Source organism: Pseudomonas sp. OST1909 (genome assembly GCF_015277575.1).
Lineage (GTDB): Bacteria > Pseudomonadota > Gammaproteobacteria > Pseudomonadales > Pseudomonadaceae > Aquipseudomonas > Aquipseudomonas synxantha_A.
This window is the reverse complement of the sequence record NZ_CP063780.1, coordinates 4798898-4815071: the sequence shown is the minus strand read 5'-3', so window position 1 is coordinate 4815071 and position 16174 is coordinate 4798898. Positions and strand designations below refer to the sequence as shown.

At 60.7% G+C, this 16174-nt stretch carries 11 protein-coding genes; 5 read left to right on the top strand and 6 right to left on the bottom strand.

Annotated elements, in window-relative coordinates:
- Positions 1-33 precede the first annotated feature (33 nt).
- Positions 34-1494, bottom strand: coding sequence for a D-alanyl-D-alanine carboxypeptidase/D-alanyl-D-alanine-endopeptidase (dacB, locus tag IH404_RS20860; RefSeq protein ID WP_005790339.1), 1461 nt, complete (start codon positions 1492-1494; stop codon positions 34-36).
- A gap of 236 nt (positions 1495-1730) precedes the next feature.
- Between dacB and IH404_RS20855 the strand changes: the two genes are divergently transcribed.
- Positions 1731-2075, top strand: a complete 345-nt coding sequence (locus IH404_RS20855) for a YggL family protein (RefSeq protein WP_003193255.1) — start codon at positions 1731-1733, stop codon at positions 2073-2075.
- A 36-nt stretch (positions 2076-2111) separates the two neighbouring features.
- Here IH404_RS20855 and IH404_RS20850 read toward each other — a convergent pair whose 3' ends face one another.
- Positions 2112-3302, bottom strand: a complete 1191-nt coding sequence (locus IH404_RS20850; RefSeq protein WP_005790336.1) for a benzoate/H(+) symporter BenE family transporter — start codon at positions 3300-3302, stop codon at positions 2112-2114.
- A 244-nt stretch (positions 3303-3546) separates the two neighbouring features.
- On the opposite strand from IH404_RS20850, the gene IH404_RS20845 reads away from it, so the two are divergent.
- Complete coding sequence (locus IH404_RS20845) at positions 3547-4311, top strand: GntR family transcriptional regulator (protein WP_005790335.1); 765 nt, start codon at positions 3547-3549, stop codon at positions 4309-4311.
- A 122-nt stretch (positions 4312-4433) separates the two neighbouring features.
- Here the strand turns inward: IH404_RS20845 and guaD are convergent, their stop codons facing one another.
- The 4 genes from guaD to xdhA form a co-directional block, all read right to left on the bottom strand.
- Positions 4434-5738, bottom strand: a complete 1305-nt coding sequence (gene guaD, locus IH404_RS20840; protein ID WP_005790333.1) for a guanine deaminase — start codon at positions 5736-5738, stop codon at positions 4434-4436.
- A 7-nt stretch (positions 5739-5745) separates the two neighbouring features.
- A complete protein-coding gene (gene xdhC / locus IH404_RS20835; RefSeq protein WP_005790331.1) occupies positions 5746-6588 on the bottom strand; it encodes a xanthine dehydrogenase accessory protein XdhC in 843 nt (280 codons plus the stop codon).
- A gap of 123 nt (positions 6589-6711) precedes the next feature.
- Positions 6712-9111, bottom strand: coding sequence for a xanthine dehydrogenase molybdopterin binding subunit (xdhB, locus tag IH404_RS20830; protein ID WP_005790329.1), 2400 nt, complete (start codon positions 9109-9111; stop codon positions 6712-6714).
- Positions 9104-10552, bottom strand: coding sequence for a xanthine dehydrogenase small subunit (gene xdhA, locus IH404_RS20825; protein ID WP_194438922.1), 1449 nt, complete (start codon positions 10550-10552; stop codon positions 9104-9106). Before xdhA ends, xdhB begins: the two co-directional genes overlap by 8 nt.
- Positions 10553-10832: 280 nt before the next feature.
- On the opposite strand from xdhA, the gene IH404_RS20820 reads away from it, so the two are divergent.
- From IH404_RS20820 to zipA, 3 genes are all read left to right on the top strand, one after another.
- Entirely contained in the window at positions 10833-11492 is a 660-nt protein-coding gene (locus IH404_RS20820; protein WP_005790326.1) for a GntR family transcriptional regulator, read from the top strand.
- Positions 11493-11494: 2 nt separating this feature from the next.
- Positions 11495-14983: a chromosome segregation protein SMC gene (smc, locus tag IH404_RS20815; protein WP_005790324.1), complete on the top strand. Its 3489-nt coding sequence runs from the start codon at positions 11495-11497 to the stop codon at positions 14981-14983.
- Between the two features lie 259 nt (positions 14984-15242).
- The gene (zipA, locus tag IH404_RS20810; RefSeq protein ID WP_194438920.1) at positions 15243-16106 is read left to right on the top strand and encodes a cell division protein ZipA; all 864 of its coding nucleotides are present in this window, start codon (positions 15243-15245) and stop codon (positions 16104-16106) included.
- Positions 16107-16174 lie beyond the last annotated feature (68 nt).

Genomic DNA, 16174 nt, shown 5'->3' with positions numbered 1-16174 from the left:
AGCAAGCTCGCTCCAGCAGGGTAGTGTGATGCTTTACAGAACCGGCGCGGCTGCAACGGCCTTCGGCTGGCGATACAGGTCCAGGAGCACCTGGTCCAACACCGATGACGCGCCCCAAGGCTTGGAGTCGTTGAGAATCGCCACCACCGCCCAAGTGTTGCCGTTGTTGTCACGGCTGAACCCGGCGATGGCGCGTACGGTGTTCAGGGTACCGGTCTTCACGTGAGCTTCGCCGCGCATCGCTGTGGTCTTCAGGCGTTTGCGCATGGTGCCGTCAGTGCCAGCGATTGGCATCGAGCTGATGTACTCCGCCGCGTAGGGGCTTTTCCAGGCGGCTTGCAGCATGGCCGCCATCTCGCGAGCGCTGACCCGTTCGGCGCGGGACAGGCCGGAGCCGTTCTCCATTACCAGGTGCGGTGCGGTGATGCCTTTTTTGGCCAGCCATTGGCGCACGACGCGTTGCGCGGCCTTGGCATCGTCGCCATCGGCATCGTTGCGAAATTGCGCGCCCAGGCTCAGGAACAGTTGCTGGGCCATGGTGTTATTGCTGTATTTGTTGATGTCGCGAATGATCTCCGCCAGGTCCGGCGAGAATGCGCGGGCCAGCACCTTGGCATCCTTGGGCACTGGCGCCTGGATATCGCGGCCCTGGATGGTGCCGCCCAGCTCCTTCCAGATCGCACGCACGGCGCCGGCGGTGTAGGTGGCATGGTCGAGCAGTGACAGGTAAGTCTGAGAGCTGCAGCCATCAGCCAGTTGGCCGCTGACGGTCACAGTCACACTGCCGTCGGCGGCGGTCACCGGGTTGTAACGCACGTCACCGGTGCACTGCTTGGCGTTGGTGACTTTCACCTGGTTGTCGATGCGAATGCTGGCAATCGGAGGTTCGACCGACACGATCACGCGTCCCGAATCATTACGGGTCACGAAGCGCAGGGCCTTGAGGTTGACCAGCAAGGCATCGGGCTTGACCAGGAACGGCTTGTTCTCGTCGTTGCCGTCGTCATTGAAATCAGGCAACAGCGGCTGGTTGAAGAAGTTGCGATCCAGTACCAGATCACCGGTGACCTGCTGCACGCCATTGGCACGCAGGTCGCGCATCAGCAGCCAGAGCTTTTCCATGTTCAGCTTGGGATCGCCGCCGCCCTTGAGGTACAGGTTGCCGCGCAACACGCCACCGCTGAGGGTGCCGTCGGTGTAGAACTCGGTCTTCCACTGGTGGTTGGGGCCGAGCATCTCCAGGGCCGCGTAAGTGGTCACCAGCTTCATGGTTGAGGCCGGGTTCACCGACACGTCGGCATTGAATACGGTTGGCGTACCGGGGCCGTTAAGAGGCAGCATCACCAGGGACAGCGCGGTATTGGGCAGTTTGGCTTTCTGCAGGGCCTGCGCGACGCTGGGGGGCAGGGCAGTATTGATGGGAGCGGCGGTGGCCGAAAGGGCCAAAGGCAAAAGGACACTGGCAAGTAATACAGAACGCAACGATTTGATCATAAGAAATAAAACCCTACTGCTGAGAAGGGTGAAAAAGGCGAGGGGTATATAAGAAAATCCCTCAATGGTCACGAAAGTGTCGGCATTATGCCCCAAGGTGGCTTCACTTGTAGCTGAACGATAGCTGCTAATCAGGTTTTTTTAACGGCCGATGTGCCGCCCGTCCCAGAGAGTCGGGCAATTGCCGCCTTAAACTGCTAAAGTGCCGCCCGTTATTACTTATGAGGATTGTTCCAATGGCGACTAACCGTTCCCAGCGTCTGCGCAAAAAACTGTGCGTTGATGAATTTCAAGAGCTGGGTTTCGAACTGAACCTGGACTTCAACGAAGGCCTGAGTGAAGAAGCTATCGACGCTTTCCTCGAAGCATTCATCAAAGAAGCCATGGAAGCCAATGGTCTGGGCTATGTCGGCGGCGATGACTACGGTCTGGTTTGCCTGCAGAAGCGTGGCTCGGTGTCCGAAGAGCAGCGCGCTGCTGTCGAAGCCTGGCTGAAAACCCGTTCCGAGCTGACCAAGGCTGAAGTCAGCCCGTTGCTGGACGTGTGGTATCCGGAAAAGCCGATCAACGCGGCTAAGTGATACTAAAAAAACGGCGACCTGAGGGTCGCCGTTTTTTTATGCCTTGCGCCAATTCAGAATCAGCAGCGTCAACACCCCCGCGACAATCCCCCAGAACGCCGAGCCGATGGAAAACAACGTCAAGCCTGACGCGGTGACCATAAAGGTGATCAGCGCCGCTTCCCGCTCCTTCGGCTCATTCATGGCAATGCTCAGGCCGTTGATGATCGAGCCAAACAACGCCAGCGCTGCAATCGACAGCACCAGTTCCTTGGGCAGGGCTGCGAACAATGCCGCCAGCGTGGCTCCGAATACCCCGGCAATCCCATAGAACACCCCACACCACACCGCAGCGGTGTAGCGCTTGTTGCGGTCTTCATGGGCGTGCGGCCCGGTGCAGATCGCCGCGCTGATCGCCGCCAGGTTGATGCCGTGGGAGCCGAACGGTGCCAGTACCAGCGAGGCCAGGCCGGTGGTGGTGATCAGCGGCGAAGCCGGCACGGTGTAGCCGTCGGCCCGCAGCACGGCGACACCAGGCATGTTCTGCGAGGTCATGGCCACCACAAACAGCGGGATACCGATGCTGATGGTCGCCGCCAGTGAGAAATGCGGCGTGGTCCATACCGGCGTCGCCACTTCCAGATGAAAACCGCTGAAGTCCAGCAACCCCATCAGCCCCGACAGCGCGGTGCCGATCAGCAGCGCGGCAAGCACGGCATAGCGCGGCGACAGGCGCTTGATGATCAGGTAGGTGAAAAACATCCCCAGTACCAGGCCGGTGCGATGCTGCGCGGCGACGAAGATTTCGCTGCCGATCTTGAACAGGATCCCCGCCAGCAACGCCGCCGCCAGCGATGCCGGGATGCGCTTGACCAGTTTTTCAAAGCTGCCGGTCAGCCCGCACAGGGTCACCAGCACCGCGCAGGTGATGTAGGCGCCGATGGCTTCGCCATAACTCACGCCGCCTAAACTGGTGATCAACAGCGCCGCGCCGGGTGTGGACCAGGCGATGGTGATGGGGGTGCGATAGCGCAGGGACAGGCCGATGCTGCACACCGCCATGCCGATGGAAATCGCCCAGATCCACGAAGAAATCTGCGCGGTGGTCAAACCGGCGGCTTGGCCGGCCTGGAACATCAGCACCAGGGAGCTGGTGTAGCCGGTCATCATGGCGATAAAACCGGCGACGATGGCCGAGGGGGAGGTGTCGGCCAGCGGGCGCAAGGGCGCTTGGGTGGCGTCGGTCATGGAAGGGTGTTCCTTTTACCTGGGATTTGCCGGTGACGGCGCAGATTCAAGCCTAAACTCAAACGTAACCAGTCATTGCAATACAGCCGGGGCCGCAAACAGCCGTACAGTGTGTTGGCGCATTGGGTTGTGTACAATGTGCGCTGTTTTTAGGTGATACTTGCCAGCGACCCGTAGTTGCCGTATTACCTTGAATTTGCCGTATTACCGTTAATTCGCCGCCGTTCTCCCTACCCGAGTGCCCATGAACGAACAGTTGCAACCTCTCAAGAAACAACCGCGAGCCGGCAAGACCGGTCGCAGCGGAACCCAGGACGATATCGTCTATGCGCATATCTTCGAGGCGATCCTCGAACAACGCCTGGCACCCGGAACCAAATTGAGTGAAGAGGCACTGGGCGAAATTTTTGGCGTAAGCCGTACCATCATTCGCCGCGCACTGTCGCGCCTGGCCCATGAAGGCGTGGTACTGCTGCGGCCCAATCGCGGCGCAGTGGTTGCCAGCCCCAGTGTGGAAGAAGCGCGCCAGGTGTTCATGGCCCGGCGTCTGGTGGAGCGAGCGATCACGGAGTTGGCGGTGCAGCACGCTACCGCTGAGCAATTGGCCGAGTTGCGCCAGATGGTCAATGACGAGCGCGACAGTTTCTCCCGCGGTGATCGCGGTGCCGGTATCCGTCTTTCCGGCGAGTTCCACCTGAAACTGGCCGAAGCGGCCAAGAACGCGCCGTTGATCAGCTTCCAGCGCAGCCTGGTGTCCCAGACCTCATTGATCATCGCCCAGTACGAAAGCGGCAACCGCTCGCACTGTTCCTACGATGAGCACACCCAGTTGATTGACGCGATCGAAGCCCGCGATGCGGTGCTGGCGGTGAACTTGATGATGCATCACATGGATCATATCGACAGCAAACTCAACCTCGATGAAGAGAGCGCGTCGGATGATTTGCATGCGGTGTTTTCGCACCTTCTACAGACTAAAAAACCTGGGCGCACGTCTGTAAAGTTGTAAACCCAATCAAATGTGGGAGCCGGGCTTGCCCGCGATGCAGGCGCCGCGGTGTATCAGTTACACTGCGGTGATGCTATCGCAGGCAAGCCAGCTCCCACATTGGTTTTGTGGTGTCTCTGAGATCAGCGCTGGTGCACCAGCTGGCCGGCTGCATAGGTTTGCAACACTGCCCGATCATCCCCCAGCGTCATCAGCACAAACAACGTCTCGGCAATGTTATTGGCCTGCTTCAAGCGATAGCTGAGCAGTGGCGTGGCGTTGTAGTCCAGCACCAGGAAGTCCGCGTCCGTCCCCGGCTGCAATGTGCCGATCCTGTCTTCCAGGCGCAACGCGCGCGCACCGCCCAGGGTCGCCAGATAGAGCGACTTGAACGGGCTCAATCGCGCTCCCTGCAACTGCATGACCTTATAGGCTTCATTCAGTGTTTGCAGGAGCGAGAAGCTGGTACCGCCGCCCACGTCGGTGCCCAGGCCTACGTTCAATTTGTGTTTCTCGGCCATGGGCAAGTTGAACAACCCACTGCCGAGGAAGAAGTTCGACGTTGGGCAGAACGCCACCGCCGAGCCGGTCTCCGCCAGCCGTGCGCATTCGTCGTCACACAGGTGCACGCCGTGGGCAAACACCGAGCGCTCGCCGAGCAGTTTGTAATGGTCGTACACGTCCAGGTAGCCGTTGCGCTCGGGAAACAGCTCGTTTACCCACTCGACTTCCTGCTTGTTCTCACTGATGTGGGTCTGCATGTACAGGTCCGGGTATTCGCCCAGCAATTGCCCGGCCAGCGCCAGTTGCTCAGGCGTGCTGGTGGGGGCGAAGCGTGGCGTAACGGCATAATGCAGGCGGCCTTTGCCGTGCCAGCGTTCGATCAACGCTTTGCTTTCTTCATAGCCGCTTTGTGCGGTGTCGGTCAGGTAGTCCGGCGCGTTGCGGTCCATCATTACTTTGCCGGCGATCATGCGCAGGTCGAGTTTTTCCGCAGCTTCAAAGAACGAATTCACCGATTGCGGATGTACGCTGCCGAACACCAGTGCGGTGGTGGTGCCGTTGCGCAGCAACTCCTTGATGAAGATATCCGCGACGTCATCGGCGTGGGCCTTGTCGGCGAACTGGCTTTCACAGGGGAAGGTGTAGGTGTTGAGCCAATCCAGCAATTGCTCGCCGTAGGCGCCGACCATACCGGTTTGCGGCAGATGGATATGGGTGTCGATCAGGCCGGGGGTGATCAATGCGTCCTGGTAGTGCGTGATGTCGATGTCGGCGGGCAGCGTCGGCAGCAGTTCGCTGGCGTGGCCGAGCGCACTGATCTGGCCGTTATCGATCACCAGCAGGCCGTCTTCGAAATACTCGTAGGAGGCGTCGATGCCAACGATGGCAGGGTCGTCGATGCTGTGCAGGATGGCGGCGCGGTAGGCTTTGCGAGTCAAAGGCATGGTTATCTCAATTGATAGCTTGGCTGCGGCGCGAAGCCGGCAGCAGTTTGGCAATGGGTTCGGCGCCGGCGGTGTGCTGGCCGAAATTGGCGTTATAGGTGGCGATGATTTCGCCGGCGATGGAGATGGCGATCTCTACCGGCAACTTGCCCTTCACCTCGGTGAGGCCCATGGGGCAGCGCATGCGTTGCAACCGTGCGGTGTCGAAGCCGCGGCCACGCAGGCGGTGTTCGAATTTGACGCGCTTGGTTTTCGAGCCGATCAGGCCGAAGTAGGCGAAGTCATTGCGCTTGAGCAGGGCGGCGGTGAGTTCCAGGTCCAGCGCGTGATTGTGGGTCATGACGATGCAGTAACTGCCCGCGGGCAGGTCGGCAATTTCATCGACCGGTTCTTCACTGACGATTTTACGCACGCCTTGCGGGATGTGCTCCGGAAACTCCTGCTCACGGGAATCGATCCAGCGCACCCGGCAGGGCAGGCTTGCCAGTAACGGCACCAGCGCACGCCCGACATGGCCGGCGCCAAACACCGCGATCTGCGCCTGCACCTGGCCCATGGGTTCGAACAGCAATACCGCCACGCCACCGCAGCACTGGCCCAGGCTTGCGCCGAGGCTGAAGCGCTCCAGGTGGGTGGTTTGCTGGCCGCGCACGAGCATGTCGCGAGCGAGCTGCATCGCCTTGTATTCCAGGTGCCCGCCGCCGATGGTGTCGAAGGTGTGCGCGGCGCTGATCACCATCTTGGAACCGGCATTACGTGGCGTGGAGCCCAGCTCTTCGATGATGGTGACGAGCACGCAGGGTTCGCCCTGGTTTTGCAGGGTGGCGAGGGCGCTGATCCAGTTGTCCATGTCTACCTCAACATTTCTGCTGTTAGTTCGGCCACTATCGCAGGCAAGCCAGCTCCCACATTTGATTGGGTTCGCACCTTAAAATGTGGGAGCCGGGCTTGCCCGCGATGGCAGCGCCTGGGTCTAGAGCGAAGCCAATTCAGTGTCAGCCTCGACAGCTTTCGCCACCTGCAACTGCCGCATCTGCTCACACCCCCACAACACCCGCTCGGGCGTCGCCGGCGCATCAATTTGGGGCTGATGGCGATAATCGCCGAGGCTCGCCACCGCATCCTTGATCGCGCACCACGAAGCAATCCCGAGCATGAACGGCGGCTCACCCACGGCCTTGGAATGGAACACCGTGTCCTCCGGGTTCTTGCGGTTCTCCACCAGCTTCACCCGCAGGTCCAGCGGCATGTCCGCTACGGCCGGGATCTTGTAGCTGGCCGGGCCGTTAGTCATGAGCTTGCCCTTGTTGTTCCACACCAGTTCTTCCATGGTCAGCCAACCCATGCCCTGGATAAAGCCGCCTTCGACCTGGCCGATGTCGATGGCCGGGTTCAACGAAGCGCCCACATCGTGGAGGATGTCGGTGCGCAGCATCTTGTATTCGCCGGTCAGGGTGTCGACGATCACTTCGCAACAGGCGGCGCCGAACGCGTAGTAGTAGAACGGTCGTCCGCGCGACTGGCTGCGGTCGTAAAAGATTTTCGGGGTCTTGTAGAAACCGGTGCTCGACAGCGAGACCTGGCCGAAATACGCCTGCTGGATCAACGCTTCGAACGTCAGGATCTGCTCGCGTACACGCACATGGCCGTTGCGGAACTCTACGTCCGCTTCACTGACGTCGTACTTGCGCGCAGCGAACTCCACCAGGCGCTGCTTGATGGTCTCGGCGGCATTCTGTGCCGCCTTGCCGTTCAGGTCGGCACCGCTGGAAGCCGCAGTGGGCGAGGTGTTGGGTACCTTGTCGGTGTTGGTGGCGGTGATCTGCACGCGGTCGATGTCCACCTGGAACACTTCGGCCACCACTTGCGCGACCTTGGTATTCAAGCCCTGGCCCATCTCGGTGCCGCCGTGGTTCAGGTGGATGCTGCCATCGGTGTAGATATGAATCAGCGCGCCGGCCTGATTCAGGAAGCTTGCGGTGAAAGAAATGCCGAATTTCACCGGGGTCAGCGCCAGGCCCTTTTTCAGGATCGGGCTGTGGGCGTTATACAGACGGATCGCTTCGCGGCGTTCGGCATATTGGCTGCTGGCTTCGAGCTCGGCGGTCATCTCTTCGAGCATGTTGTGCTCGACGGTCTGGTAGTAGTGGGTGACGTTGCGCTCGGTCTTGCCGTAGTAGTTGGCCTTGCGCACTGCCAACGGATCGAGGGCCAGATGGCGAGCGATGGCGTCCATCACTTCCTCGATGGCGACCATGCCTTGGGGGCCGCCGAAGCCGCGATAGGCGGTGTTGGAGGCGGTGTTGGTCTTGCAGCGATGGCCGTTGACCGTCGCATCGCCCAGGTAATACGAATTGTCGGCGTGGAACATCGCGCGGTCGACAATCGAGTTGGACAGGTCTGGCGAACAGCCGCAGTTACCCGCCAGTTCCAGGTTGATCCCGTGCAGGCGACCGTTGTCGTCGAAGCCCACGTCGTACTCGATATAGAACGGGTGACGCTTGCCCGTCATCAGCATGTCTTCAACCCGCGGCAAACGCATCTTGGTCGGCTGGCCGGTCAAGCGTGCTACCACCGCGCACAGGCAGGCGGGGCTGGCGGCCTGGGTCTCCTTGCCGCCGAACCCGCCGCCCATGCGACGCATGTCCACGACAATCTTGTTCATCGACACGTCAAGCACTTCGGCCACCAGCTTCTGCACTTCGGTAGGGTTTTGCGTAGAGCAATAGACGATCATGCCGCCGTCTTCGGTGGGCATTACCGAAGAGATCTGGGTTTCCAGATAGAAGTGTTCCTGGCCGCCGATATGCAGGGTCCCCTGGATACGGTGCTTGGCACTCGCCAGCGCAGACGCCGAATCGCCGCGTTGGTGCGTGTGGCTGTCGAGCACGAAATGCTTGTTGCGAAAGGCTTCGACCACATCCAGCACCGGCTCCAGGTCTTCGTATTCGATCACCGCCGCCATCGCCGCCTTGCGCGCGGTCTCCAGGTCACGGGCCGCCACGGCCAGCACCACCTGGCCGACGAACTGCACGGTGTCGATGGCCAGCAATGGGTCGCCGGGCATCAACGGTCCGATGTCTTTCAGGCCCGGTACGTCTTCGTGGGTGATCGCAATGCGCACGCCGTCGAAGGCGTAGCAGGGCGCAGTGTCGATACTGAGGATGCGGGCGTGGGCACGGTCGGACAGGCGCGCATACAGGTGCAACTGGTTGGGAAATTCCAGGCGGTCATCGATGTACTGCGCTTCGCCGCTGACGTGCTTGGCGGCGCTGTCATGCTTGACGCTGCGCCCGACCCCGGAGGTGAGGTCCTGGGCAAACAGTTCGGCAAGTTCGGCTTGGGTCTTTACGACGGCGTGATGGTTAGACATAAGCGGTCACCCGAGTCTCGATGTGCGGCGTTTGCAGTTCGATGAAGTACTTGCGCAGCAGGTTCTGCGCGCTGAGCAGGCGATATTCCTTGCTGGCGCGGAAGTCCGACAGCGGGGTGAAGTCCTGTGCCAGGGCGGCGCAGGCTTTCTCGACCGTGGCCGAGTTCCAGATGGCGCCCACCAGCGCGGCCTCGCAACTTTTTGCGCGTTTTGGTGTGGCAGCCATGCCTCCGAAGGCAACGCGCGCCGCGCTGATCACACCGTTGTCGATGTTCAGGTTGAACGCCGCGCACACGGCGGAAATATCATCGTCCAGGCGCTTGGACACCTTATAGGCACGGAACAGTGCGTGGCCTTTGGGCACGATGATCTTCTCGATGAACTCGCTGTCCTGGCGGGCGGTGACACGGTAATCGATGAAATAGTCTTCCAGCGCCAGCGTGCGGCGGGTGTTGCCTTTGCACAGTACGATCTGGGCGCCGAGCGCAATCAACAGTGGCGGCGAATCCCCAATCGGTGAGGCGTTGCCGATATTGCCGCCCAGGGTGCCCTGGTTGCGGATTTGCAGGGAGGCGAAGCGCTGCAGCAGTCTGCCGAAGTCCGGGTATTCATGGTGTAGCGCGGTGTAGCAATCGGAGAGAACGGTGGCCGCGCCGATCTCCAGGCGGTCGTCGAAATGTTCGATGCGCTTCATGTCTTCAATGTTGCCGACGTAGATCATCACCGGCAGGGTGCGGTGGAACTGGGTGACTTCCAGCGCCAGGTCGGTGCCGCCGGCCAGCAGGCGGGCTTGCGGATAGGCGTCGTAGAGGTCGGCCAGGTCGGCGACGGTCAAGGGCACCAGGCAGCGTTTGTCACCGCTGTTGAGCTCGCCGGTCTGGGTGGGCGCGATGCTTTTAAGGCGAGCGATGGTGTCGGCCTCGCGGCTGTCGAACTGATCCTGGGGCTTGTTGCAGCAGGCTTGTTCGGCGGCGGCCAGGATCGGGCGATAACCGGTGCAGCGGCACAGGTTGCCGGCCAGGGCTTCATGGGCTTTGTGGCTGTCGGGGGCGTCGCTGTTCTTTTGCAGGGCAAACAACGACATCACGAAACCCGGGGTGCAAAAGCCGCACTGCGAGCCATGGCACTCAACCATGGCCTGTTGCACGCTGTGCAGTTGGCCCTGGTGCTTGAGATCTTCAACGCTGATCAGTTGTTTGCCGTGCAGCGACGACACGAACGTCAGGCAGGAATTGAGGCTGCGATAACGAATCTGCTCGGCGCCTTGCTCGTCGGTGTGCAGCTCGCCGACCACCACCGTGCACGCACCGCAGTCGCCGCTGGCGCAGCCTTCCTTGGTACCGGATTTGCCCACATGCTCACGCAGATAGTTGAGCACGGTCAGGTTGGGGTCCAGGGCGTGCTCGCTACGGAGTTCCTGGTTGAGTAAAAACTGGATCACGGAAGGCCTCGCAGACTCATTATTGTTGTTAACCGCTTTGCGCCGAATCTAGTCATGTCTGACTTTTCGGTCAATGGTTTTCTGACCTAAGGGTCAAGAAAATGCGATCGCAACACTTTCAATTATGGTTCAGTCTTCTGGAACCGGTGTTTTTGGCGGCGCGTGGGCTGTTAACGTTGCTTATTTCATGCCAAATTCGCCACGGTGGGCGTAGCGCCATCAGCGGGCCAATGCGCTACACTGCCGCGCTTGTACCGATAGAAGATTTTGAAGGGAAAACATGACGTTCAAGGCGCCGGACAGTCTCGCCGAGCAAATCGCTCACCACCTCGCCGAACGTATCATTCGCGGCGAACTCAAGCCTGGAGAGCGGATCCAGGAGCAGAAGGTCACGCTGGCGCTCAACGTCAGTCGCGGTTCCGTGCGCGAAGCCTTGCTGATCCTCGAACGCCGCCATCTGATCGCGATCCTGCCGCGCCGTGGCGCCCACGTTACCGAGCTCACCGCGCACAAGGTGCAGAGCCTGTGTACGTTGATGGGCGAGATGTACATCCTGCTCGGCAATGCAGTGGCCGAAGGCTGGCAGACCCAGGCCGATATGGCGCCGTTCCTGCAGATCCAGCAACGCCTGCAGCTGAGCTTGGAGCGCGAGGACATCCGTGCCTTCGTCGAAGAAAGCTTCAGCGTGATGCGCGCCGCGTACCCCTTCGCCAACAACCCGTATTTGCAGGAAACCGTTGAAAACCTGCAGCCGGCGATGAACCGCGCCTATTACCTGGCCCTGGATCAGCGCAAGGCGTCCATGAGCGAGTTTCAGGCCTTGTTCGAGCAATTGCTCGCCGCGGTGCTCGCCCGTGACCTGGTACAGATTCGCCTGGTGCTGTCGGCCTACTGCCAGCGCAGTAGCTCGCTGGTCATCGCTGCGTTGGCGGACGCCTAAGCGTGCGGCTCAAGTGCATCAAGTTGGCGGGGTTCAAATCCTTCGTCGACCCGACTACCGTGAACTTCCCCAGCAACATGGCAGCGGTAGTGGGACCCAATGGCTGCGGCAAGTCGAACATCATCGACGCCGTACGCTGGGTGATGGGCGAGAGCTCGGCGAAGAACCTGCGTGGCGAGTCGATGACCGACGTCATCTTCAACGGCTCCACCAGCCGCAAGCCGGTGAGCCAGGCCAGCATCGAACTGGTGTTCGACAACTCCGACGGTACCCTGGTCGGCGAATACGCCGCTTACGCGGAGATCTCCATTCGCCGCAAAGTCACGCGCGACAGCCAGAACAGTTACTTCCTCAACGGCACCAAGTGTCGCCGCCGGGACATCACCGATATCTTCCTCGGCACAGGCTTGGGCCCGCGCAGCTATTCGATCATCGAACAGGGCATGATCTCCAAGCTGATCGAAGCCAAGCCCGAAGACCTGCGCAACTTTATCGAAGAAGCGGCCGGCATCTCCAAGTACAAGGAGCGCCGCCGCGAGACCGAAAACCGCATCCGCCGTACCCATGAAAACCTCGCCCGCCTGACCGACCTGCGCGAAGAGCTGGAGCGCCAATTGGAGCGCCTGCACCGTCAGGCCCAGGCCGCCGAGAAGTATCAGGAATACAAGGGCGAAGAGCGCCAGCTCAAGGCGCAACTGTCGGCCCTGCGTTGGCAGGCGTTGAACGATCAGGTGGGTCAGCGCGAAGCGATCATCGGCACTCAGGAAGTCAGCTTTGAGGCGCTGGTGGCCGAGCAACGTAATGCTGACGCCAGCATCGAACGCTTGCGTGACGGGCACCATGAACTGTCCGAACGCTTCAATCTGGTGCAGGGCCGTTTCTATTCGGTGGGGGGCGATATCGCTCGGGTCGAGCAGAGCATCCAGCACGGCCAGCAGCGTTTGCGCCAGTTGCAGGACGACTTGAAGGAGGCCGAGCGCGCCCGCCTGGAAACCGAGTCGCACCTGGGCCATGACCGCACCTTGCTGCTGACCCTCGGCGAAGAGCTGGACATGCTCACCCCCGAGCAGGAAATCACCAACGCCGCCGCCGAAGAGGCCGCCGCCGCGCTGGAAGAATCCGAAACCACCATGCACGCCTGGCAGGAGCAGTGGGATACCTTCAACCTGCAATCGGCCGAGCCGCGTCGCCAGGCCGAGGTGCAGCAGTCGCGCATCCAGCAACTGGAAACCAGCATGGAGCGCCTGGCCGAACGCCAGCGTCGCCTGCAGGAAGAGCGCGTATTGCTCGCCGCCGACCCCGAAGACGCGGCGATCATGGCGCTGAGCGAGCAACTGGCCGAAAGCGAAATGACGCTGGAAGAGTTGGAAGCCAGCGAAGAACAACAGGTGGAGCGCCTGGAGCAGTTGCGCCAGCAATTGCAAACGGCAACCCAGGCGCAGCAGCAGGCCCAGGGCGATCTGCAGCGGCTCAATGGGCGCCTGGCATCTCTTGAGGCCTTGCAGCAAGCTGCGCTGGACCCTGGCACCGGCACCGCCGAGTGGCTGCGCGACCAGCATCTGGCCGAGCGCCCGCGCCTGGCCGAAGGCTTGAAGGTAGAAGCCGGTTGGGAGCTGGCGGTGGAAACCGTGCTCGGCGCCGATCTGCAAGCGGTGCTGGTGGACGATTTTGGCGGCTTCGACCTGGCCGGTTTCGCCCAGGGCGATTTGCGTTTGCTCAGCCCGGCGGCCGACGGCACGCGGGTACCAGGCAGCTTGCTGGACAAGGTCGAGGCGGCGCTTGATTTGTCGCCATGGCTGGGCCAGGTCAAGCCGGTTGAGACACTGGAGCAGGCCCTGGCCCAACGTGGTCAACTGAGCGCCGGCGAAAGCCTGATCAGTCGCGACGGTTATTGGATCGGCCGACATTTCCTGCGCGTGCGCCGCGCCAGCGAAGCGGAAAGTGGCGTATTGGCCCGCGGCCAGGAAATCGTCAACCTGATCGCCGAACGCGAAGAGCGCGAAGCCACCCTCGAAAGCCTGGAAACCGAACTGCAAACCCTGCGCGCCACCCAGCGCCAGCAAGAGACCGGCCGCGAACACCTGCGCCGCTTGTTGCAAGACGAAGCGCGCCAGCAAGGCGAATTGAAAGCCCAACTGTCGGCGAGCAAAGCCAAGGTCGAACAACTGACCCTGCGCCGCACCCGCCTTGACGAAGAAGTGGCCGAGATGGGCGAACAGCGCGCCCTTGAACATGAGCAGGTTGGCGAAGCGCGCCTGCAATTGCAGGAAGCCCTCGACAGCATGGCGCTGGATACCGAGCAGCGCGAGTTGCTGCTGGCCCAGCGTGACAGCCTGCGCGAACGCCTCGACCGCGTGCGCCAGGAAGCTCGCCAGCACAAGGATCACGCTCACCAGTTGGCGGTGCGCCTGGGCTCTCTGCGGGCCCAGCATGATTCCACGCGCCAGGCCCTTGAGCGCCTGGAGATGCAGTCCGAACGCCTCACCGAAAAACGTGAGCAACTGAGCCTCAACCTGGAGGAGGGCGAGGCGCCGTTGGAAGAGCTGCGCCTCAAGCTTGAGGAACTGCTCGACAAGCGCATGACCGTCGACGTAGAGCTCAAGACCGCGCAGATCGCCCTGGAAGATGCCGACCGCGAACTGCGTGACGCTGAAAAGCGCCGCACCATGGCCGAGCAGCAATCCCAATTGATCCGCGGCCAACTCGAACAACAGCGCATGGAGTGGCAAGCCCTCACCGTGCGCCGCAAGACCTTGCAGGACCAGTTGCTCGAAGACGGTTATGACCTGCATGGCGTGCTCAACACCCTGACCGCCCAGGCCAACGAGAAGGACGCCGAAGAAGAACTTGAGCGGATTGCCGCGCGCATTCAACGCCTTGGCGCCATCAACCTTGCGGCGATCGATGAGTACCAGCAGCAGTCCGAGCGCAAACGTTATCTGGATGCTCAGGATGCCGATCTGGTCGAAGCCCTGGACACCCTGGAAAACGTGATCCGCAAGATCGACAAGGAAACCCGCAACCGCTTCAAAGATACCTTTGATCAGATTAATGGCGGTTTACAGGCGTTATTCCCAAAAGTTTTCGGTGGTGGCAGTGCCTACTTGGAACTGACGGGCGAAGATCTACTCGATACAGGGGTAACGATCATGGCGCGGCCTCCGGGCAAGAAGAACAGCACCATCCATTTGTTGTCCGGTGGCGAAAAAGCCCTGACCGCATTGGCCTTGGTATTTGCCATCTTCAAGTTGAACCCGGCGCCGTTCTGTATGCTCGACGAAGTTGACGCGCCGCTGGATGACGCTAACGTTGGACGCTACGCTCGGTTGGTCAAAGAGATGTCCCAGACTGTGCAGTTCATCTACATCACCCACAACAAGATCGCCATGGAAATGGCGGACCAGTTGATGGGGGTCACGATGCACGAGCCGGGCTGTTCGCGTTTGGTCGCAGTGGATGTGGAAGAGGCGATGGCAATGGTGGAATCCTGAACCATGCCAGGAGAGAGAATTTACGGCACGTCGTAGGGCGATTTACCGGTCTGGCGAAAGTGGCAAATGGACATATTTGTTCAAGGCATTTTGACAGACGGTGTAAAGTTATCTTTGGTCGTGCTAGTTTAATGTCAATTTTTCGTATGCGTGGGCAAAACGTCAGTCAGAACATAGAGTTGGCGCCACGTTTTAAAGCGGTTTGCACGGTGCTAAACCCCTTATTTTTCAGCATTTTTTATTAGAGGCACGGGATTACATGGAAATCGGTCTGCGCGAGTGGCTGATCGTCATCGGCATCATTGTCATTGCCGGTATTCTTTTCGATGGCTGGCGCCGCATGCGCGGTGGCAAGGGCAAGCTCAAGTTCCGTTTGGACCGAAACCTGTCCAACTTGCCTGACGACGACGGCGCCGCCGAGCTGCTGGGGCCGCCCCGTGTGCTGGATACCCACAAAGAGCCGCAACTGGATGAGCATGATTTACCGTCAATGAGCGCGCCGTTGCGCGAAGCCCGCGAGCCGTCCTCCAAGCGCGGCAAGCGTGGTGGCGCGGCGGTTGCCGAGCCGCATCAAGGCGACCTGAACCTGGACCTCGATGACGGCCCGAGCTTCAGCAGCCGTGATGACGATTTCCCCGACGAGACCCCGACCAAAAGCGCGCCACGCCAATCGGTAAACGATCAGCCGGCCGCCGAGGAAGTCCTGGTTATCAGTGTGATCTGCCGTGATGCCGGCGGCTTCAAGGGCCCTGCGCTGTTGCAGAACATCCTTGAGAGCGGCCTGCGCTTTGGCGAGATGGATATTTTCCACCGTCACGAGAGCATGGCCGGTAACGGTGAAGTGCTGTTCTCCATGGCCAATGCGGTCAAACCCGGCACTTTCGACCTGGACGATATCGACCTGTTCAGCACTCCGGCGGTGAGTTTCTTCCTCGGCCTGCCAGGCCCGCGTCACCCCAAGCAAGCGTTCGATGTGATGGTGGCCGCAGCCCGCAAGCTGTCCCAGGAATTGAACGGCGAGCTCAAGGACGACCAACGCAGCGTCCTGACCGCCCAGACCATCGAGCATTATCGTCAGCGCATCGTCGAGTTCGAGCGTCGTGCCCTGACACAGAAACGCTGAGGTTCGATCATAAGCGTTGTCTGTAGAATCCATGCACTAACATATTGAGCAGCTTCGGCTGCTCTTTT